Source organism: Thermodesulforhabdaceae bacterium (assembly GCA_037482015.1).
Lineage (GTDB): Bacteria > Desulfobacterota > Syntrophobacteria > Syntrophobacterales > Thermodesulforhabdaceae > JAOACS01.
On sequence record JBBFKT010000011.1, the window covers coordinates 52,229 to 73,399 of the forward strand.

The 21,171-nt window shown below is 44.4% G+C and carries 19 protein-coding genes; 17 read left to right on the plus strand and 2 right to left on the minus strand.

The annotated features are described in order from the left end of the window. The first annotated feature begins 10 nt into the window (after positions 1 to 10). The 12 genes from WHS38_10680 (at position 11) to WHS38_10735 (ending at position 12,698) form a co-directional block, all read left to right on the plus strand. Complete coding sequence (locus WHS38_10680) at positions 11 to 2,086, plus strand: molybdopterin-dependent oxidoreductase (GenBank protein MEJ5301441.1); 2,076 nt, start codon at positions 11 to 13, stop codon at positions 2,084 to 2,086. Between the two features lie 70 nt (positions 2,087 to 2,156). Further along, positions 2,157 to 2,468 carry a DsrE family protein gene (locus WHS38_10685; GenBank protein ID MEJ5301442.1) on the plus strand — a complete coding sequence of 104 codons (312 nt, stop codon included), beginning with the start codon at positions 2,157 to 2,159 and terminating at the stop codon, positions 2,466 to 2,468. Between the two features lie 114 nt (positions 2,469 to 2,582). Beyond that, positions 2,583 to 3,572, plus strand: a complete 990-nt coding sequence (locus WHS38_10690) for a PhoH family protein (GenBank protein MEJ5301443.1) — start codon at positions 2,583 to 2,585, stop codon at positions 3,570 to 3,572. A 54-nt stretch (positions 3,573 to 3,626) separates the two neighbouring features. Then, positions 3,627 to 5,294, plus strand: coding sequence for an HDIG domain-containing metalloprotein (locus WHS38_10695; GenBank protein ID MEJ5301444.1), 1,668 nt, complete (start codon positions 3,627 to 3,629; stop codon positions 5,292 to 5,294). Continuing rightward, complete coding sequence (gene ybeY / locus WHS38_10700; GenBank protein ID MEJ5301445.1) at positions 5,191 to 5,682, plus strand: rRNA maturation RNase YbeY; 492 nt, start codon at positions 5,191 to 5,193, stop codon at positions 5,680 to 5,682. The genes WHS38_10695 and ybeY overlap by 104 nt, the downstream gene beginning before the upstream one ends. A gap of 111 nt (positions 5,683 to 5,793) precedes the next feature. After that, positions 5,794 to 6,513 (plus strand): pyridoxine 5'-phosphate synthase, encoded by a 720-nt coding sequence (locus tag WHS38_10705; GenBank protein ID MEJ5301446.1) that lies wholly within the window; start codon positions 5,794 to 5,796, stop codon positions 6,511 to 6,513. A gap of 50 nt (positions 6,514 to 6,563) precedes the next feature. Continuing rightward, positions 6,564 to 6,947 (plus strand): holo-ACP synthase, encoded by a 384-nt coding sequence (gene acpS / locus WHS38_10710; GenBank protein MEJ5301447.1) that lies wholly within the window; start codon positions 6,564 to 6,566, stop codon positions 6,945 to 6,947. A gap of 3 nt (positions 6,948 to 6,950) precedes the next feature. Next, positions 6,951 to 8,504: an NAD(P)H-hydrate dehydratase gene (locus WHS38_10715; GenBank protein ID MEJ5301448.1), complete on the plus strand. Its 1,554-nt coding sequence runs from the start codon at positions 6,951 to 6,953 to the stop codon at positions 8,502 to 8,504. Positions 8,505 to 8,563: 59 nt separating this feature from the next. Further along, a complete protein-coding gene (gene tsaE, locus WHS38_10720) occupies positions 8,564 to 9,022 on the plus strand; it encodes a tRNA (adenosine(37)-N6)-threonylcarbamoyltransferase complex ATPase subunit type 1 TsaE (GenBank protein ID MEJ5301449.1) in 459 nt (152 codons plus the stop codon). 165 nt (positions 9,023 to 9,187) lie between these two features. Continuing rightward, positions 9,188 to 11,257 (plus strand): elongation factor G, encoded by a 2,070-nt coding sequence (gene fusA / locus WHS38_10725; protein MEJ5301450.1) that lies wholly within the window; start codon positions 9,188 to 9,190, stop codon positions 11,255 to 11,257. Between the two features lie 43 nt (positions 11,258 to 11,300). Then, positions 11,301 to 11,960 (plus strand): hypothetical protein, encoded by a 660-nt coding sequence (locus tag WHS38_10730; protein ID MEJ5301451.1) that lies wholly within the window; start codon positions 11,301 to 11,303, stop codon positions 11,958 to 11,960. 24 nt (positions 11,961 to 11,984) lie between these two features. After that, entirely contained in the window at positions 11,985 to 12,698 is a 714-nt protein-coding gene (locus tag WHS38_10735) for a hypothetical protein (GenBank protein MEJ5301452.1), read from the plus strand. Positions 12,699 to 12,793: 95 nt separating this feature from the next. Here WHS38_10735 and WHS38_10740 read toward each other — a convergent pair whose 3' ends face one another. Further along, a complete protein-coding gene (locus WHS38_10740; GenBank protein ID MEJ5301453.1) occupies positions 12,794 to 13,651 on the minus strand; it encodes a flavodoxin family protein in 858 nt (285 codons plus the stop codon). Positions 13,652 to 14,042: 391 nt separating this feature from the next. Between WHS38_10740 and WHS38_10745 the strand changes: the two genes are divergently transcribed. Both WHS38_10745 and WHS38_10750 read left to right on the plus strand, forming a co-directional pair. Further along, positions 14,043 to 15,803 (plus strand): AMP-binding protein, encoded by a 1,761-nt coding sequence (locus WHS38_10745; GenBank protein MEJ5301454.1) that lies wholly within the window; start codon positions 14,043 to 14,045, stop codon positions 15,801 to 15,803. A gap of 525 nt (positions 15,804 to 16,328) precedes the next feature. Beyond that, positions 16,329 to 16,979: a hypothetical protein gene (locus WHS38_10750; protein MEJ5301455.1), complete on the plus strand. Its 651-nt coding sequence runs from the start codon at positions 16,329 to 16,331 to the stop codon at positions 16,977 to 16,979. Between the two features lie 9 nt (positions 16,980 to 16,988). Here WHS38_10750 and WHS38_10755 read toward each other — a convergent pair whose 3' ends face one another. Beyond that, positions 16,989 to 18,275 (minus strand): IMP cyclohydrolase, encoded by a 1,287-nt coding sequence (locus WHS38_10755; protein MEJ5301456.1) that lies wholly within the window; start codon positions 18,273 to 18,275, stop codon positions 16,989 to 16,991. Between the two features lie 124 nt (positions 18,276 to 18,399). Here WHS38_10755 and WHS38_10760 point away from each other — a divergent pair, with 124 nt between their 5' ends. The 3 genes from WHS38_10760 (at position 18,400) to WHS38_10770 (ending at position 21,018) form a co-directional block, all read left to right on the plus strand. Next, on the plus strand, positions 18,400 to 19,647 hold the full coding sequence (locus tag WHS38_10760) for an ABC transporter substrate-binding protein (protein MEJ5301457.1): 1,248 nt from the start codon (positions 18,400 to 18,402) through the stop codon (positions 19,645 to 19,647). Positions 19,648 to 19,655: 8 nt separating this feature from the next. After that, positions 19,656 to 20,093 (plus strand): DUF4870 domain-containing protein, encoded by a 438-nt coding sequence (locus WHS38_10765; GenBank protein ID MEJ5301458.1) that lies wholly within the window; start codon positions 19,656 to 19,658, stop codon positions 20,091 to 20,093. 73 nt (positions 20,094 to 20,166) lie between these two features. Beyond that, on the plus strand, positions 20,167 to 21,018 hold the full coding sequence (locus WHS38_10770) for a decaprenyl-phosphate phosphoribosyltransferase (GenBank protein ID MEJ5301459.1): 852 nt from the start codon (positions 20,167 to 20,169) through the stop codon (positions 21,016 to 21,018). Positions 21,019 to 21,171: the final 153 nt, after the last annotated feature.

Genomic DNA, 21,171 nt, shown 5'->3' on the forward strand with positions numbered 1-21,171 from the left:
GAGAAAAAACATGGTAAAATATACAGTGTGTAGACTCTGCTCAGCTTGCTGTCCCATTGAAGTAAAAATAGAAGAAAACAGACTGGTGGGAGCGGAAAGGCTTTCTTTTATTCCTCCACATAAGCGTCTAGTATGCCCTAAACTGAAAGCTTCTACTGAAATTGTTTATTCAAAAAGTCGCCTACTAAAACCGCTAATCCGAAAAAATAGAAATGAAGAATTTCGGGAAGCTTCCTGGGAAGATGCTTTATCCTTTGCAGCCGAAAAACTTCAAAAAATCAAAGATTTTAATGGAGCAAAGGCTGTTGCGTGGCTTAGGGGCATGGCTGCCGATTGGGGTGCCCCATGGGACTACGCAAACCGACTCATGAGTGCCTTCGGTTCCCCAAACGCTATAGGAAACGGTTCAGTATGTCATGTTGCCAGAGAAATGGCTCACACATACACCTACGGAGCGATGACGGTTCCCATGGCAAAAGATTCAAAGTGTATTGTGGTCTGGGGAAAAAATGACAAAAACACTGCTCCAGCTATGGCTGAAGCCATTATTTTTGCAAAGGAGCGAGGAGCAAAGCTCATTGTGGTGGATCCAGTCAGGACTTTTTTTGCCAAACAAGCTGATATCTGGCTTCAGATAAGACCTGGCTACGATGGACTCCTTGCCATGTCCATGCTACACGAAATCATCAAGCAGGGTCTTTACGACGAGGCTTTTATAGAATCTTACTGCATTGGCTTTGATGAACTTTGTGGCGTGGCACTGGACGATCGTTACAGCCCTGAAAAAGTCTCCAAAACTCTATGGATTGATGCCAAGCTAATACGTGAATCGGCTCGGATTTACGCATCAACAAAACCTGCATGTATCATTGATGGAAACGGTCTTGATATGCAACTTGAGGTGTTTCAAGCTACAAGAGCAGTGGCAATTTTGCGAGCGGTTACAGGGAATATTGACATCCCAGGCGGTGATTTCATGCCACAACCTGTGCCTTTGAAAAATATTCAACTAAAAGAACTTCTTCCTTCAGACGTTGAACCAATCACAGCTTCCTATCCTTTGTTTAGTAAATTCCATCCAACCTGGGGACTTCACGCTCAATCCTGCCTTATTGATGCCATCCTTGATGAAAAACCTTACCCCATTAAAGCAGTTATTGTGCAGTCGGGAAACCCGGCAATCACAATGACTGAGTCAAATAGAGTAGCTTCAGCTCTGGAGAGGCTGGAATTTCTGGTGGTAGTCGATCTTTTCCGAAACAGAACTTCGGAGTTTGCCCACGTGATACTTCCAGCCACAACATGCTTTGAAAAAACTCAATTGAACCGGGCTTCAATGAGAAACAGTCTGGTGGTATTGCAAAATCAGGTAATTCCATGGGTTGGTGAAAGCCGCCCTGACTGGAAAATTGTCTTCGATTTGGCTCATTATCTTGGTCTGGGACAATATTTCCCATGGAAAGACGTAGAAGAAGCGATTGACGAACAGTTAGAACCTTCGGGGCTCTCGGTGGAAAAACTGAGAAAACACCCCCAGGGGCTCTATGCTTCGGCTCTAACCTATGAAAAACATCGCACCGATGGCTTTCCAACCCCATCTGGAAAGGTAGAGCTTTTTTCAGAGAGACTGGAAGCCGCAGGTTATGATCCAGTGCCTTATAAAAGTGGTTTTCCCGAAGATCCTATAAGTTTTTCAGAACTGAAAGACCAATACCCAATAATAGGCATAAGTGGCGAAAGAAGAAATTGCTATACTCACACTCAATTCTTTCAGATCCCATCACTTAGAAAACTCGATCCTGAACCAGCTATAGAGATTCACCCTGCCGATGCGGATAAACTAGGTATAGAAACAGGAAAGGAAGTGCTCGTTTCCACTCCAAAAGGTGAAGTCAAAATGAAGACCCGAATTTCCGATGTTGTGCCTCAAGGAGTAATTCGCATCCCATGGGGCTGGGGGGAAGTAAATCCTATGTGGAATGTCAACAATCTCACGGATGATGGAGTGCGAAATCCCATAACGAGCACACCATCAAACAGGAGCTTTTACTGTAAAATAGAAGCGTTACAGAAAGAGTTAAGTTAGCTTTGAAAAGTTGAGGTGTAAGCAACTCAGCAAACCGTTATCAACTCCAAACAACGCGGGAGGTAAAGGGATGAAAATTCTCTTCATTATTTCAACAGACGATGCAGAAACGATGTATAACGCCATGAGACTTGCAAATGTAAGTGTAAAAAAAGGCGATGAAGTAAGCGTTTTCATGCTCGGAAAAGCAGTGACTTTCGAAAAACTGCCTTTAGAGCCTTTCAACGTAATGGAACAAATAAACTCCTTTCAGGGAGATTTTTATGTCTGAGGCACATGCATGAAAGCCCACGGTCTTGTGGCTTCGTCCACCTGTCCTGTCGGATGGATGGACGATCTTTACGAACTTGTGAAAGAGGCTGAAAAGATATTAACATTTTAAGCTGTTAGATTTAACAAATCTCTTGCTCATTCAGCAGATCATGATAAGAATAAAAGCTGGATTAGGTAACAATCAGGAAAAGGAATATATAAACGGGGGTAAAAAAGAAAAGCTTTGAAACGTGGAAGCGAAGCACTTGCAAGAGAATCTTGCACATTTGACGACGTAGAAGTAGTTAGACAACTTGCTGGAGAACGTAACAGCAACCTAAAGATCATTGAAAAACAACTCGGAGTAAAACTTCACCTAAGGGGAAATCAATTTCTAGTCGAAGGTATTGCCCCACAAGTTGATATATCTCTCCGCCTTCTCGAAGAGCTTTCTGATTTAATTCAAAGGGGATATCCAGTTTACGCAACCGATATTCTATATGCGTCTCGCATTTTGAGCGAAAACAGAGAAGCTCGCTTAAGGGATATTTTTTTCGACAGGATTATTGTGGGTTCCAATCGCAAGTCTGTTACTCCAAAAAGCCCCAAACAAAAGGAATACATAGAGGCGATTAGAAATTACGATATAGTTTTCGGGATAGGCCCAGCCGGGACAGGAAAAACCTACTTAGCAATGGCTATGGCTGTTGCGGCTCTAAGCAAACAGGAGGTAAGACGCATTATTCTAGTGCGCCCTGCGGTGGAAGCTGGAGAAAAGCTAGGTTTTCTTCCCGGTGATCTTGTTGAAAAAGTCAATCCTTACCTCAGACCTCTTTACGACGCTCTACACGATATGATGGATTTTGATGACGCTGCCAGACTGATACAAAAAGGGATCATAGAAATCGCTCCTCTGGCGTTTATGCGAGGCCGAACTCTTAACGAATCTTTTATTATTCTTGACGAAGCTCAGAATACAACAAAAGAACAAATGAAGATGTTTCTCACCCGCCTCGGCATTGGCTCTCGAGCTGTCATTACGGGCGATATCACCCAGATCGATCTTCCTGACGAGAAGCTTTCAGGGCTTATAGAGGCTATGGAAATTCTACAGGGGATTGAAGGAATAAGATTTATCTTCTTTTCTCATAGAGATGTGGTAAGACATAAACTTGTGCAGGATGTAATCATGGCTTATGAAAGAAGCTCTGCAACGGGTGAAAGAAAGTCATAAAGGGACAAAGCTAAATCCGCATCCACCGATCAGAATAAAGGTTTTCTTTGTGGTATGAGCAATAAAATTGCGTCCGTTTATTCACACAAAATGCTTGATATTACCCAAAAAAGAATTGTTCCCTACTGGAAACGATGGCTCATAGCTCTTCTACTTACTCTCTTTATAACGGCTCTCTTTACTGTTCTTTACTGGAAAAGAGCAGAAACGCTGGCAGAAACCAAAATACCTTTATTTGAATTCATCATACTGCTAACAATTCTCTGCGCTGTAACGCTTACTGTGCCTTTTAACATAGGCATGCGACATTTCGGATCCCTTAAGCTAAGTGATAAGGATGTATTATTACTGGCAATTATTATTGCCATTTACGCAGTTATATCTTTTTGGTTATCACACTTCCAGTTGCAAATTTCTGGCGGGAAATTGGGCTCCCAGGTTTTTCCTTTCGGCAGTGATCTAGAACTCGTAATTTTAGCTATTCCAATTACGGCTGCGCCAATGATCGTCACCACTTTTTTCAATGTTGCCCTAGCCTATATTCTTTCGTTTACTCTCTGTTTCGTAGTGACTCTACTTAGCCGTGGTAGCTTATGGGTGTTTATGTATTTCTTTATGGGAGCTATTCTAAGCGCCCATCTATTACATCCATACCATGATCGTATAAAGCCGATACGCACAGGTCTATGGGTAGCACTTTTCCAAACCGTCCTGATTTTCATGTCTTTGCTCATTGTAAACACAAAAGACTGGAGCTTTTACCTTTCATACGCCGTTGTTACTTTTGTAAGCGGACTACTTTCTGGTGTTTTAGCTTCCGGCTTTATTCCTCTTGTAGAGTATCTCCTTGGCTACACAACAGATATGCGCCTTATGGAACTCGCTTCAATGGATCATCCCCTTCTTAGAGAACTCATGATTCAGGCGCCCGGCACCTATCATCACAGCATGATTGTAGGTACTATGGCGGAAGCCGCTGCAAGGTCCATAGGAGCTAAAGGGCTTCTGGCTAAAGTAGCGGCTTATTACCACGATATAGGGAAAATCAAAAAACCCCTTTATTTCATTGAAAATCAATTTGGTTGTGAAAACCGCCATGAAAAGCTTGCTCCGTCCATGAGTAGTCTTATTCTGATTTCACATGTGAAAGACGGTGTTGAACTGGCAAAGCAATATAAAATAGGTCGTCCTATCATTGATATAATCCAGCAACATCATGGCACCAGCCTTATCTCCTATTTTTACAATAAGGCTCTGGAACTTCGTAGTAAGATCAAGCAACATAAGAAAGGGGTTGAACTCCCTCCGGTAAACATCGAGGACTATCGTTATCCAGGTCCCAAACCTCAAACAAAAGAAGCAGGACTGGTAATGCTTGCGGACATGGCCGAAGCCGCTTGCAGATCCCTTCCTAACCCCACACCAGCACGTATTCAGGGGATGGTTTCTAAAATCATCAACCAGGCTTTTACAGACGGGCAGCTTGACGACTGCGAACTGACTCTTCGAGATCTCCATCAAATAGCAAAACATTTTTATCAGATTCTCGCAGCGATTCATCATAAGCGTATTGAATATCCTCAACAGCAGGCAACTGAAGCAAGAAAAGGAGCGAAGGATGAACAACGAAGTGATGATTCAAAACGACCAAACGGAGCGGGGGATCGATCTGGAGAGGCTGAAAAAGGTAGCCAACCATGTCTTAGACGCCTTGGGCTGTGACGGCGTAGAACTCAGCATCCTTCTTACTGATGACACGACAATAAGGAATCTTAAAGCTCAATATCTCGGAATAGACAGTGCAACTGACGTAATGGCATTTCCTATGGAAGATGCTTTATTTCCTGGGGAAGAACGCCTTAAAATGCTTGGAGACGTAGTAATTTCTGTTCCGACTGCCTTTTGCATGGCTGACGATCATAAGTGCTCTGTTGAGATGGTGCTGGATCTCCTGCTGGTTCATGGTATTCTTCACTTAATAGGATACGATCATCAAGCTCCGGAAGAAGCTTCCTTAATGGACGCAAAAACTATGGAATTGCTGACCGCTCTCGGTTATGATCCATCGTCTTGGAAATGGTATCTTACAAGGGAAGCGCTACCACAGTAGTGACGACATTGAATTTGCCACGATAAGTTCAAATTGTGGCTAACCATAGGTGGAGATGATTGTAGGGGCGAAAAATTTTTCGCCCCTACCACAAAAAAGGGGGAAGATAAGATGGTTCGCCTGGCAGTTAATGTTGATCACGTTGCTACTCTAAGACAGGCAAGAAAAGCAAAAAATCCGGATCCCATCGCTGCAGCAATCCTTGCAGAACTTGGAGGTGCCCAGGGCATAGTGGTGCACCTGAGAGAAGACCGGCGACATATTCAAGACCGTGATCTAGAACTTCTCAGACAAACTGTTAAGACCCATCTAAACCTTGAAATGGCGATCACGGAAGAAATGCTCGCCATAGCCACGAGAATAAAGCCCGACCGTGTTACGCTGGTCCCTGAGCGAAGGGAGGAACTCACTACAGAAGGTGGGCTCAATGTGGTCGATCAGGAAGTAAAAGTTCAAGATGCTATTTCAACACTTCATCGAGCAGGTATAGAAGTTAGTCTTTTCATAGATCCGGCAGTTCAACAAATTCAGGCAGCATCTAGAGTTAGAGCAGATGTGGTGGAACTCCACACCGGTATATTCGCTGAAGCAAAAACCGTTGAAGAAAGACGGCGGCAATTTGAAATTCTAAGAAATGCGGCAAAACTTGCTAAAGAGTTGGGACTCAATGTCCACGCAGGTCATGGAGTAGATTACGAAAATGTGCTGTGGCTGAGAGAAATATCCGAGATTGAGGAATTCAGCATAGGACACGCTATAGTGGCGCGAGCCGTTCTCGTGGGCATGGAACAAGCCGTAAGAGACATGGTAAGGCTTCTAAACTATAAGTAAAAAGATCATTTGGCTAATGGCTACTTGTCCATTGTCAGGATGGCGGTAAAATGGCAATCAGAGGAGTAGGAGTTGATATTGTCCACATCCCCAGAATCGAAGCAGCCCTTAGAAGATGGGGAGATCGTTTTCGCCGTAAGGTCTTCACAGAAAATGAAATCCTCGCTGCCAGGAACCGTCCACGAGAGGGGAAATTCCTTGCCATGCGTTTTGCTGCCAAAGAAGCTTTTGCGAAGGCAACCGGAATGGGCATGAGGTCACCACTTAAATGGCATGCCATTGAAGTGAAATCGGATGATCTTGGTCGCCCGGAAATTACGGTCTCAGAAGATCTAAGAAAATGGTGTGAAACTAAAAATATCCGACACTGGCACCTGAGTCTCTCGGATGACAATGATCATGCCATAGCTGTTGTTATTTTAGAAGGAGACTAAAATATGTATTTGCTCACAGCCGAGGAAATGGCTCAAATAGACAAATTCGCTATCCAGACAATAGGCATTCCCGGCATAGTTCTCATGGAAAATGCCGCTAGAGGCGCCTGTCAGTTTTTTGAAGAAGTCCTGCCAGATCTCTTGAATCGGCGGATTGGAGTCGTTGCCGGTCCCGGAAACAATGGAGGAGATGGATTAGCCATCGCAAGGATCCTTTCTGGAAAAGGAGCAGATGTAAAGGTTTTCTGCGTAAAACCAGCTCAATACTTCTCCCAGGATGCGCTCACAAATTATGAAATTATTACAAAACTTGGAGTGCCAATCTATTTTCTTGACGATACCAGTTCAGAAGAATGGAACATCCTGTCTAACAGCACAGCTATAATAGACGCTTTACTAGGAACAGGCATTGCTCGTGAAGTTACGGGAATATTCAAAAAAGCTATAGACACAATAAATTCTCTGGGAGTTCCAATCCTTTCCGTAGATATCCCGTCAGGAATTGACGGATCTACAGGGCACATAATGGGAACCGCTGTAAATGCCTATGCTACCGCTACATTTGGCTTTCCTAAGGTCGGGCATGTGTGCTGGCCTGGAGTGCGTCATACCGGCAAACTAAAAGTAATAGACATTGGTATTCCAGGCATAGCTCTGGAACACCACCGTGTAACGCGTTACCTCCTTACCAGAGAATTCATGGCAAATGTTATAGAACCAAGATCACCTATAATTCATAAAGGACAAGCTGGTCATGTGGCTATTCTCGCAGGATCTCCTGGAAAGACAGGGGCTGCTTCCATGTCAGCTATGGCGGCAGTAAGAGGTGGTGCCGGGCTAGTAACCCTCATGATACCTCAAAGTCTGAACCCGATACTCGAAGTAAAGCTTACGGAACCTATGACCTACCCTCTTCCAGAAACAGATGAACAAACGGTTTCCCTTGATGCCCTTGGCCAAATTTTAGAATTTATTTCAAACAAACAGTGTTTCGCTGTCGGGCCTGGAGTATCGCTCAATTACGAGACACAAGCACTTGTTCGGCAACTTATAGTTCAATCGCCCTGCACCGTTGTTGTCGATGCGGATGCTCTCACCGCTCTCACCAAAAATACCCCAATTCTTAAAAACGCCTTATCTCCCGTAATAATCACCCCTCACCCTGGGGAAATGGCAAGGCTCCTTGAAATATCCACAACTGAGGTGCAAATAAACCGACTGGGAATAGCAGAAGCCTTTGCTAAAAACTTTGGAGTTGTTGTTGTGCTCAAAGGACATAGAACCATTATTGCCGATCCTTCTGGAAGAATCGCCATAAACACGACGGGTAATCCGTCTATGGCATCTGGTGGCATGGGTGATATTCTGACCGGCCTTATTTCGGCTCTTGTGGCTCAGGGCCTTGACCCCTTCGAAGCAGCCTGTGTTGGTGTGTTTGTTCATGGAGCATCCGCAGATCTTGTTATAGAAAAGCGTGGTTGGGGAACTAGAGGTCTTGCCGCTATGGACTTGCTGGATACGATTCCGGAAATTCTAAGAGAACTGGAACAGCCTTAAAGAAACAGAAGCGAAACAAAGAAATCAGGTTAATGTTTGCTAAACGCCTGGAATAAGAAATGACGGTAGGAAGATACATCACAAAGTCAGCAGAAGAAACAATCAATCTTGGCAGATTCTTTGGATCGTCACTCAAAGCGGGTGATGTGGTAGCCCTATGGGGAGATCTGGGATCGGGGAAAACGACCTTCACAAGAGGTATTGCTCAAGCTTTGGGAATTCCCCCTTCGGTTCCAATCACCAGCCCAACATTTACTATCATCAACGAATACCATGGCATATTGAAGCTTTATCATATCGATCTTTACAGAATAAGCGGAGCAGCAGATCTGGAAACTCTCACACTGCGAGAAATTATCTACGGCAATGGAGTCTCCATCATCGAATGGCCTGATAGGCTAGAAGAAGGAGATCTTCCAGAAAATCGATGGGATGTCCTGTTCGATGTTATTGATGAGACTGAACGTCTGATCATAATCGAACGAAAGTTGTGGGAAAATCATGGGTCTCGCCAATAATATATCGCTATGGTTACTTCACCAAATGACCACCACGAGAATTTTATCCAAGACAATTAAATTTCTCTTTCGGATAAATTGATTTTTTGCTACATAGCGACTTCCTGTTTTGGCAGGGCTAAACTTTTTATATTGCGATTTTATTTTTTACGAGGTGTTAAAGAAATGGCAACACAAATTGACCGTTTAAGAAACATAGGAATCAGTGCTCACATAGACTCAGGCAAAACGACCCTTACTGAGCGGATACTCTACTACACGAGACGCATTCACACCGTGCATGATGTAAAAGATGGGCACGGTCCTACAATGGACTTTATGGATCTCGAACGCGAAAGGGGCATCACCATTCAATCCGCAGCCACATACTGCCACTGGAAGGGCCACGAGATAAACATCATAGATACTCCAGGACATGTGGATTTTACAATAGAGGTGGAACGAGCTCTTAGAGTGCTTGATGGAGCAATTCTTGTGCTATGTGCTGTCGCCGGTGTTCAATCACAATCTATCACGGTGGACAGGCAAATGAGGCGTTATAATGTGCCCAGGATCGCTTTCATAAACAAATGCGATCGCTTAGGGGCAAATCCCCTTCGAGTAGTCGATCAAATGAGAGAACGCCTTAACCACAACGCAGTACTGGTGCAGTTACCGTGGGGCATTGAAGGAGACTTCAAAGGGGTAATTGATCTTATCACCATGAAAGCCTATTCTTTTGAAGGACCTCTTGGAGACGATGTGGTCGAGCACGATATACCGTCAGAATACATGGATCTTGCACTGAAAAAACGCGAACAATTACTTGACATCGCATCTCTATTCTCTGACGATTTAACCGAAGCTGTTCTGGAAGATAGCGTAACGGAGGATCTCATTCACGATGCAATTCGCCGTGGAACTCTTTCTCTGAGGTTAACTCCCGTGTTCGTGGGATCGGCTTATAAAAACAAAGGTGTTCAGAAGCTTCTCGACGGTGTGGTTCATTATCTCCCAAGTCCGCTGGATGTTTCCGTTGAAGCTTATCAGATCAGCAACCAGCAAGAATCTGTATCTATCTCTCTTGCTACCGATCCAAAGGCGCCTCTTGTAATGCTTGCCTTCAAACTCGAAGTAAGCCGTTACGGACAGCTCACTTTCTTCAGAATCTATCAGGGACGGTTGCAAAGAGGCGATACCATTGTTAACATGCGCACTGGGCAAAAAGTTAAGGTAGGTCGAATTGGGCGAATGCATGCCCGCGATATGGAAGAGATCGAAGAAGCTGTAGCCGGTGAAATCGTGGTGCTTTTCGGCATAGACTGCGTGTCGGGCGATACTTTTACCGATGGTTCCATCCAGTGCATGATGAGTTCCATGCATGTTCCATCTCCGGTTATTTCGCTAGCCGTAAAACCGAAAAACCGTGATTCTCAGGTCAAGATAAGTAAAGCTCTCAACAGATTTACGAAAGAAGATCCCACCTTCAGATCTTACGTGGACGAGGAAACAGGGGATACAATCATATCCGGTATGGGCGAATTACATCTTGAAATTTACATCGAGCGAATGAGAAGGGAATATCAGGCTGAAGTTGAAGTAAGCCCTCCACAGGTAGCCTATCGGGAAACTATAACCCGTAGAGCACAATTTGATTACACACACAAAAAGCAAACAGGGGGAGCGGGACAATACGGGCGTGTTGCGGGCTACATTGAACCCCTTGAAGAAGGTGAATATGAATTTGTAAACGAGATTGTAGGTGGAGTCATACCAAAAGAATTCATCCCCTCCTGCGATACTGGCTTTAGAGCCTGTCTCAATAAAGGTGGACTTGGGGGATTTCCGATTGTTGGTGTAAGAGTGGTTATCAATGACGGAGCCTACCATCCCGTGGATTCATCAGACATTGCCTTCCAGCAGGCAGCCATCGGCGCTTTTAGGTCAGCTTACGAAAAAGCCCAGCCTATTCTTCTCGAACCAATAATGCGAGTAGTGGTCGAGACTCCAACAGAATTTCAAGGCGCAGTGCTTGGTAGTCTAAACCAGAGGCGAGGAATAATCGTAAGCACATCGGAAGATGGTAGATTTTCTAATGTGGAAGCGGAAGTGCCTCTGGCAGAAATGTTCGGATATGCCACAACTCTTCGCTCCATAACTCAGGGCAAAGCAGAATTTACAATGGAATTTGCCAGATATAATCCTGTGCCAAAACAAATTGCTGATGATATTATAAAGTCGAGGAAATCAAAATAATGCCCGTAAGAAGAACAACTCAGGGCAAAGGGAGGATTTGAGTGTGGAAACTTTTGATTTTCCGCCCATTTCGGCAGGACTGAACGACATTTCGCATCTTGCGCCTGGAGAGATCGGAGTGGTGATGGCGAAAGCCGGGGTTGGTAAAACGGCTTTTCTGTGTCTTCTGGCTCTGGAAAAAATCGGGCAGGGAGGCAAAGTGCTTCATGTATGTGTGGACGAAACCCCGGATAAAATCAAAACCTGGTATGAAGAAATTCTAAGATCCTACGGCAAAAATCTTCCGCGAGCAGTGATAAAAGAGATGGCTTCCAGAATTGAACCTCTAAGATTTATAGCATCCTTTCTGCACAATAGCTTTTCTCTTCACCGTCTCCAGGAACTGGTAACAAATCTAACAGTTCAGGCAAAATTTACACCCTCTCTGATAATAATAGACGGACTGGACATGGAACGGTTCGATGATTCCTTTTTCATTTCTCTCAAATCTTTTCTCACTGAAACATCTTTACCTCTCTGGATGTCCGCAAGGCTTCACCAACACATGGACGAAACCTCAGAAAGAGCCTTGTCGTCCCTTTTCGACGTGGTTGTTGTTATGGAATCGGGTGAAGGAAGTTCGCCTGTTATCAAAGTAGTCAAAAACCGTACCAGTTTCCCTGAAAGCATCTCAATTCCCTTCATCTCTCCTATCTTCAGGTAAAAGAATGATAGGGAGTTCGCAATTATGGAAGACGATCTAATACTTTCACTTACCAGGCAGGTTCAAGAAGAAGTTGTTGAAAACTACTTGAGAGAAAGGCGTCTAATTGATCTTCAACTGGAAGAAATCGAAGAACTGGCTCAAAAAACCCTAAAAAAAGCAGCCAAAACCGGTCGGCGCTTTTCTCGCATCGGATACCTGCTCGTGGACGATGAATTCCGGGAGCGATGGCGGGTTATGGTGGGACTTCCTCAGGAATCTTACTGGTATTGCTGGCTTACGGAAGAATTTCGCCATAACACTCGCTTCATTACTGTTACGGCTCTAACCCACAAAGGACGATTTAAACGACTCGTCCATGAAGCTTACAAACGCTTATTTGATCGAATGGAAGAATATAAACAAATCTATGAAAATTTCTGCCAGGAAATCAAAGCCGTAAATCTAAACATCGAAACTTTTCATCGAAACTTCGATCTTCTTACCATCATACAGTTTCTGAAAAGCATGGATGTGATTGAACTAGAGCGGAAAAAATTCCTGGGAGGGAACTTCTCTCCAGAAGAACTAACATCAATTGATCAGGCGATGTATTTCAAACCTGTTCGCATTGAAAAATGGAATCCTCCTCCACCCTTTAACCTGCCAGCTCACGATGTCATAGATAAAAAACTCGACCAACTGGCATCAGATGTTTACGCTCGATACGGCTGGCGTTTGAAAAGCATTGTAAAGTGAGAAAAAGTCTAAGATAGCACTTAAGCCTTATGCCTGATTCATAACGGACATTAAAACCGTGAGGGGGAATAGCGCTGCTACTCCCCCCAATTTTACTAGCTTTTTTGTTCCACTCCGGAATGGAATACTCGGCCGGTTTTGACACACTCCTGCACAATCGGCTTTAACTGATGCCTTACGTCAAGAAATTTCTTCTTCATAGATCTAAGCCATTCAGCATGATCGAGGGCATCCTTAAGGCTGGCAAATAGCTGATGCTCTCCAGGTTCTATGGTTATGACCACACGCCCGCCTTCTATCTCGTAAAAACCGTTATTGCTGCAAAGAAGGCATTTGACTCTGTTCTTCTCAAGAAACCGAAAGGAATCTCCCCCGCATAAAGGACACACACTGGAAGATTTGTCAGGCATAAATGGTGTATCAGCTAATATTGCCTGAGCAACATCCTGAACAAGTCTCTTATTTTTCTCTCCAATCACGGATTCACCCGGAAAAGCGCCGTAAACGACCACCGATGCTAATAACCTTCCCCCCATTATTTTAACTGCACTATCAACCATGAGTTTTGCGTAACCTTCCATTCCCTCAATGCCAGCCGTTGTAACCGACACCATGGGTTTACCCCATAGCTTCTCAATCAGGGAGTAAAACATCAGCCCACGATCAATAAACCTTTTGATAAGGCTATTGGCTCCCAGAAAATAGGTGGGCGCAGCCACGGCAAGAGCATCAGCGGTGACTATTCGCGAAAGGATTGTCTGCATGTCATCGTTCTGTGGGCACTTTTCAAAAAGGCAGGAGTAGCAAGCCCGGCATGGGCGAATGTCCCATTCTACAAGGCGTATAATTTCCAGCTCCCAGTCTGTCCCGAGCTCTTTTGCTACTGCTCTAAGAAAAAGCTCCCCATTACCTGGCTTTCGAGGTGAAGCCACAAGAGCTAAAAGTCGCTTCATCGGTATTTTCCTTCTTTGGATTTACGAACTTCGACACCTGAAGAAACCTATTTTTCTTTGCTTACGAAACTAAGGGCAAATCGAGATGTTAATCATAGCATTTTGCTTTTTATCCTATTGTTCCACATCGAGCAAGTAAAAATCTTTCTGATTTTGCATTATGAATCAATTTTTTCTTGACTCAAACTTAGACGCTATGTTATCGCAAAAACGAAGTTATTCAGAGCAGGGAAGTGGAAATTTCCAATTCTCGCCCGAGATGTTTTACCTGTTTAGATCCGCTTAATGTGTTCTATGTCAAAACAGTTTTTATCTGTCTTAATCTAAGATTCATAGGAGTTTTGGCCTGGCAACATAGTAATATCAACGTTAAAAGGAGGGCAAAGGAGCTATGGGAATGGAACAATTTTATCGTGAGCTCATGCAGATCAACATGATGCCAGACAATGAGGAGAAGGCTAAAGCCGCTGAGGCTTTTTTTGAAAAACTCAATAAAACTCCTCTTCCTGCACACTTCAACTGGGCAGAAGAAATTCTTGAAGGGCTTCATGTAAAAGAAAGACCTGATCAACTTGCTTTAATATGGGCAGATCTTGATACCGAAGCAGAAAAAACCTACACCTATGCCCAACTAGCTGAAAAAAGCAACCAACTGCTCAACTTCCTCAGGAAAAACGGTGTTGGTAAGGGAGATCCCGTTTACATCATGGTTCCGGTTCTCCCAGAAATATGGTTTACCAGCGTGGCAACTCTAAAAGGCGGTATGGTTCTGGTTCCTACGGCAATGACAATGACAGCTAAGGAACTGGAATACCGCTTCCAGACTTACCCCCCTGCTGTAGTTATAGGCACGAAAGCATCTGCATCTCTTATCGATGAAGCTCTAAATGCTCTTGGGGTCAAACCAAAGGTAAAGCTTTGCGTTGACGGAGTAGATGGTTGGGTGCCCTATTCCGAAGTTGAGAAAGAAGCAACTTCTGCGCCAGCGGAAAAGACCCTGGCTTCGGACATCATTCTGTGCTTCTTCACATCAGGAACCACCGGTATGCCGAAGCGAGTTGTCCACACAGCAACATCCTATCCTTTAGGACACCTTTCTACATCTAACATGATAGGCATAAAACCCGGGGATATTCATCACAATCTCAGCCAGCCTGGATGGGCAAAGTATGCCTGGAGCTCCTTCTTTGCACCCCTCAACGTAGGTGCAACTGTGACCGGCTTTAACTATGGCAGGCTCAACGTTGAAAAGTATCTTGGAGCCGTAGCAAAATACAAAGTTAATGTCTTCTGTGCACCCCCAACCGCATGGAGAGCTTTCATTCTTGCGGATCTTTCCAAGTTCGACTTCTCCGCTCTGAGAGAATCGGTCAGCGCTGGAGAGCCTCTCAACCCCGAAATTATCAACACCTGGAAAAAATACACCAACACTGAAATCAGAGACTTCTACGGACAAACCGAAAGCACCGCGATGATAGGAAACCCACCCTGGTATAAAGGTAAAATCGTTCCCGGTTCCTTTGGAAGACCTCACTTCCTCTATGATGTTGTTCTGCTGGACGATGAAGGCAATGAAATCAACAAGCCGGATGAAGTCGGACACATTACTATCCGCCTAAGCAATTGGCGGCCTATCGGTCTCTTCAAGGAATACCTCGGCGCACCCGAAAAAATGGCAGAAGTTTTCCGCGGAAATTACTATTACACTGGCGACCGTGCCTATTTCGACGAAAAGGGATACTGGTGGTTTGTTGGAAGAGCCGATGACGTTATAAAATCTTCTGACTATCGTGTCGGTCCCTTCGAAGTTGAAAGCGCTCTTGTAGAACATCCAGCCGTAGCTGAAGCAGCCGTTGTAGGCAGCCCCGATCCTCAGAGATGGCAGCTTGTAAAGGCTTTTGTTATCCTTAAGCCTGGTTATGAACCTTCGAGAGAACTCGCTCTGGAGCTTTTCAAGCACTGCATTAGTATTCTTGCCAAGTTCAAGATCCCAAGAATTATCGAGTTTGTGCCAGAAGTGCCCAAAACAATCAGTGGAAAGATTCGCCGAGTAGAACTAAGAGAAATGGAAATTAAATCCAAGCAAGCTGGAGAACGTCGTCCACACGAATATTTCTATCAAGAATTTCCTGAACTTAAATCCTCATCATAATAATCCTAATTGGGATAGGGGAGGTCAGTTTAGCTGACCGATCCCCTCCCACATCACCCGGCATGCGGGTCCGCACCGGGTAGTTCGAAAAGTGTAGGGGCGACTTCTTGTGGTTGCCTCGCAACCAGGATTGTAGGGGTAATCCTTTGGGGTTGCCCCGTAAACAGGCAGACACACGGCCCTGGAATTGGGCAGGCACAAGGCCAGCCCCTACAGGACGGTTATCGTTATCTCCGGTTCATTACCGTCACCCTTTCAGGCGTAAAGTAGGGACAGTTGCGCTTCCCTTCGCTCGCTGTGATCAACTCACGGGAGGACTTTCACCTCCAGGAGCACGCCCATGCCAGGCGCACCATATGTAGAGGCATGGCGTGCCATGCCCCTACGATACGGCAACCTCGGGTTATCGTCGCGATTTTTTAGAACACCCTCCCGCTTTTGTTGACTTTTCGATCAAATCCAGCAACTATGATCAAGGTAAATGTTTCAAGGACCTGTTGCTATAAATAATTGGGGGTCAATAATATGGACGGAGTTATTGATCGAGCCGAATGGTATGAAGAAATTCTTAAAGAAGATAGCAGTTCACCCGTTTTTGCAGAACTCGCAGAACTTCTTTATCAAGACGGACGTTTTGATGAAGTGATCGATATTTGCCGAAAGGGTCTCAGTGCCAACCCGGAAAACATAAAAGGTAGGGTCTATTTGGGACTGGCTCTCCTGGCTACAGGACAGCGTGAAGAAGGCATTCTATACCTTAAAGCCGCAAAAGATCGCCTACGAGACTATGCTACTCTTTTCAGGGTCTTATCCGAAGTTTATAAGCAGGAGGGCGACGGTGAAGAAGCTGATCGCATGTTCACCATATCGCGCCTCCTTGATGCATCCCGTGCTGAAAAGGCTATTATTATTCCAGAACCGATAGAAATTCCCACACCAAGCTTTGTTAAGCATCAACCCGCACCGAGAGCAAAAGAACCTGCCCCTTCATCGCAAAAAGTAGTCATTATCTCTCGACTCAACAAAATGATCGCACTTCTTGAGGAAAAACTACTTTCTGCAAGATCCAGCAGTGAACCCCACAAAACTTCTCTCTTTACTCAGGACGAACGTGATCTTATTAGAAAATGCATCTCTCTCAAACCTCGTCGGGTGAGAGGCTCATCAATACACTGATTTTCAAAACTAATGCTTGAAAGCTCTCTGTCCCGTGAAAACCATCGTAACTCCCGCTTCATTACAGGCATCGATCACTTCCCAATCCCTCACAGATCCTCCAGGCTGAATAACAGCCCGAATGCCCTGCCTTATTCCTACATCAACACCATCTCTAAAGGGGAAGAAACCATCAGAAACCATTGTAGCGCCAACAAGTCCACCCTTTTGCCGTCTGGTTTCCTCGTCAATTTCATCCTTCAGGTCTTTAGACTTTTCACCTCTTTCAACAGCAAGTTCCAGCTCTTTGTAAGGTATTCCATATTTGTCGAAACAAAGAAGATCGGCAAATTTCTGATAGGCTTTGTAAACGGCTATTTCCGCCACTCCCACACGATCCTGCTCACCCGTGCCTATGCTAACGGTGCATTCGTCTTTGACATAAAGCACAGAATTTGACGTAACCCCCTGTTCCACAAACCAACCGAATAGCATATCCCTTAGCTCTTGATCTGTAGGAGCGCGTTGAATACGGTAAGGCTTGCCGTTATAAGTAGTTTCAGCAGGCTTCAAATCTGCCGTGGACCTGATTGCGCAGAAAGATGACTGCTGAACAATCAAACCGCCATCAATAAGAGATTTGAAATCAACGTAGCGCAGATCGCAATACTCGGCTAATCTATCAATTCTAGATATGCGAATAAGGCGAAGGTCTTTTCGCTTCTTCAGTATATCCAGTGCGCTATCTTCGTAATCGGGAGCAGCGATTACTTCGAGATAGCATGGTTGTATGATTTCTGCCGCTTCTTTATCTATGGGTCGGTTTACTACAAGGCACCCTCCAAAGGCTGCAATTCTATCGGCTCGATAGGCTCGCCAGAAAGCTCTAGAAATATTGTCGGCAGATGCAACGCCACAGGGATTGTTATGTTTCAAAATAACGGCTGTAGGCTTGTCCATAAGGAATTTCAAAATATTCAGACCATTATCAACATCGGTGAGGTTAATTTTTCCGGGATGCTTTCCCGTCTGAAGAAGGTCTTCTTCTGTGATAGCACTAACAAGTCCTTTACCAGGTTCAATATACTGGCACTTTCCAAGCAACAGATTGCCGCCTATAAGTTCGTAAAGGGCTGCTTCCTGCCCGGGATTTTCACCATAACGAAGCCCCTGTTCTACAACGGTTCCGTCATCCTGCGGTATTTTCCAGAGCCTTTTTCTGTAAACCAGCTTCTGATCTCCAAATTGTATAACAAGAGTCTCGGGAAAATTATCTGAAACAATTGTTCTATACATTTTACGAAGTTCCTCTACCATGGCTTCCCCCTAAGGCATTTCGTTCTTTAATTTTTCATTGTCATCAAGTTGTTACTGCACTATTGTAAAAAATAACTCAAGAGCAAACGATCAAAACAACTCAAATGAATGGGAGAGAAAAGATATGAAAAGCATCAAAAGAAACTTGGGGTTGTTTATTTTGATAGCGTTTGCATTTGCATTGTATTCATATGTTCTTTGTGTTGTTTCTATCCAGGCTGCCACCGAACAGGAAGTAATTATTGGGTTGAATATTCCTCTCACGGGTCCTTATGCTCTTCAAGGTAAGGATCAGCTTCAGGCGTATAAGCTCGCTCAGGAAGAAGTGAACGCTTCGGGCGGTATTCTCGGAAAACGCATTCGCTATCTCTACGCCGATAGCAAATCCGATCCTGACGTCTCAGTTGAGAATGTAAAGAAGTTCATCGATGAAGGAGCGGACATGATAACGGGAGGTTCGTCGAGCGCCGTTGCCGTGGCGGTGAGCAAACTCTGTCAGTCCAGAAAGAAACTTTTTCTTGCAACTCTTACATACTCAAACGACTTAACAGGCAAGGACGCACACCGATATACCTTCAGAGAAACTTATAATGCCTGGATGGCTGCAAAGGCTCTGGGAAAATATCTTAACCAGCGATTCCCAAAGGCTAAATATTTCTATATTACAGCAGATTACACCTGGGGATGGACAACAAGAGATTCAATGAAAAAGTTTACAAATTCTCAGGATGCTCCCGACATTCTTACACCACTCGGAAGTCGCCACGAAGTTTATCGGGAAGCAATACAAAAAGCCATTGAGTCCAACAGAGACATTCTGGTGCTTGTGCTTTTCGGTCGGGACATGGTCTATGCAATGCAGGAAGCCATTGAACTCGGTGCTACCCAAAAATTCAAACAAATTGTCGTCCCAAACCTGGAAATCCATATGGCTATAGGCAAACAACCGCCATACACAGCAGGAGTTATAGGAGCTGTGCCGTGGTATTGGGAAGTGCCCTACATCTATAATTACGAAAAAGGAAAGCAATTCGTTGAAAATTACAAAAAGCGATGGAACGAGATGCCAGGTTCCGGTGGAGGCACGGCTTACACGAACATAATGCTTTACAAGTGGGCGGTTGAACAGGCAAAATCCTTCCGAGGACGGGATCTCATACCGATTTTAGAAAATCATACCTTCGTCTCGCTTAAGGACAAGCAAACCATAAGAGCTTACGATCATCAGACCATCCAGACAGTTTATGTAGTAAAGGGTAAGGAATCCGGAAAGGATATGTGGGATGTTTTTGAAATCATCCAGGCAGTGCCTGGAGAAGAAGTCATACCGACGCCGGAAGAAAATCCTGTTCAACTCGAACCACTGGATTAGTGTTGACGATGCAGAAACATCAACCTAACGAAGAAAACAACTTTAAGGACGATAGGCTCACATGGGCTTCTCTCTGTCACTTTGCCGCCCTCATGGGGATAGTCTGGTGGGTGCCAGTAGCGGGGATGTGGATACCTGTCGGGCAAATCATAGGTCCTCTCGGAGTATGGTTAGTTAAAAGAAAGGTGGACCCCTTTGTTGACTTTGCCGGTAGAGAATCCCTCAATTTTCAAATTAATGTTACGGCTGTAGTTCTTGCCATCGTCTTAACATTCGATAACATCCTTTCGCTTATTGCAGCCTGGACTATAGTTTTTGCTACGATATTTATGGTTGCAAAAGCTGGGGTAATTTCAAGTCGGGGAGAAATCTATCGCTATCCAGTGCCGCTATTAAGCTTTCTGCCCAGACGATCCCTTATCGAGCAACTAAGAAAAAATAAATAAGCTTTAGATAAAAAATCTTGAAAAATGACCTCTATAAAGCCTTTTGCTACTTATAAACCCCTCAATGGAAAATATGTTTTATAAGCTTTTGCCCTATGTAAAACTTATCAGACCGGTCCATTGGATAAAAAACGGGCTGGTCTTTGCTCCCATATTTTTTGGAAAGAAGCTTTTCGTATGGCAGACTTTTCTGTGCGGTATCAAAGCCTTTGCTCTCTTTTCTCTGGTAGCAAGTGGCATATACATTCTAAACGATCTTCATGACAGACATCGAGATAAATACCATCCACAAAAAGCCAATCGCCCTCTTGCATCAGGAGCGGTATCTACTTCGACGGCTCTTTTTATGTCTGGCATTTTGCTGATATCAGGCGTTGGACTGGGATTCGCTTTCAACAAACAATTGGCTGTTCTTATTGTTGTCTATATTCTCCTTAGCGAAGCCTATTCATTAAAACTCAAACACATAGCGCCTCTAGATGCAATTTGTGTGGCGATGGGGTATCTTTTAAGAATCCTGGCTGGTTCAGTCGCTTCGGGCATTGAAACATCTCGGTGGCTTTTCTTAACAAGCTTCTTTGTGGCGCTTTTTATCGCTCTTGCCAAAAGGCTCGGTGAATTAAACATCGAAGACAACACATCCCACCGACCTGTTTTGCAGAGTTACTCCTCTGGATATCTTCTCGCCGCAACATCCGCCACAGCAAGTGCATCACTTGTAACCTTTGCTCTCTATACTGTAGAAAAAGGGCATCACGACCTTGTTTATGCGGTAATTCCAGCCTCCTACGGAATCCTTCGATACCTTCTTACGATAACAACCAGGAAAGGGTCAGAACCCATCCAGATATTCCTAAAAGATCCGCAACTTCAGGTAGCTACTTTTGTTTTACTCACGGTAATGGGATGGATAATATATCGTTGAGAGATGCCACGGAAACAAAATCATTTGCAACCGATGCCTATGTTAACGAGAAGTGCAATATGGTGGTGCTGAAGATTTTGGCTCATGTACAAACCTGGTGCAATAGAGTATACTATACTGGACTTTTTTCTTGGAGTTTATGTATGGAGTTCC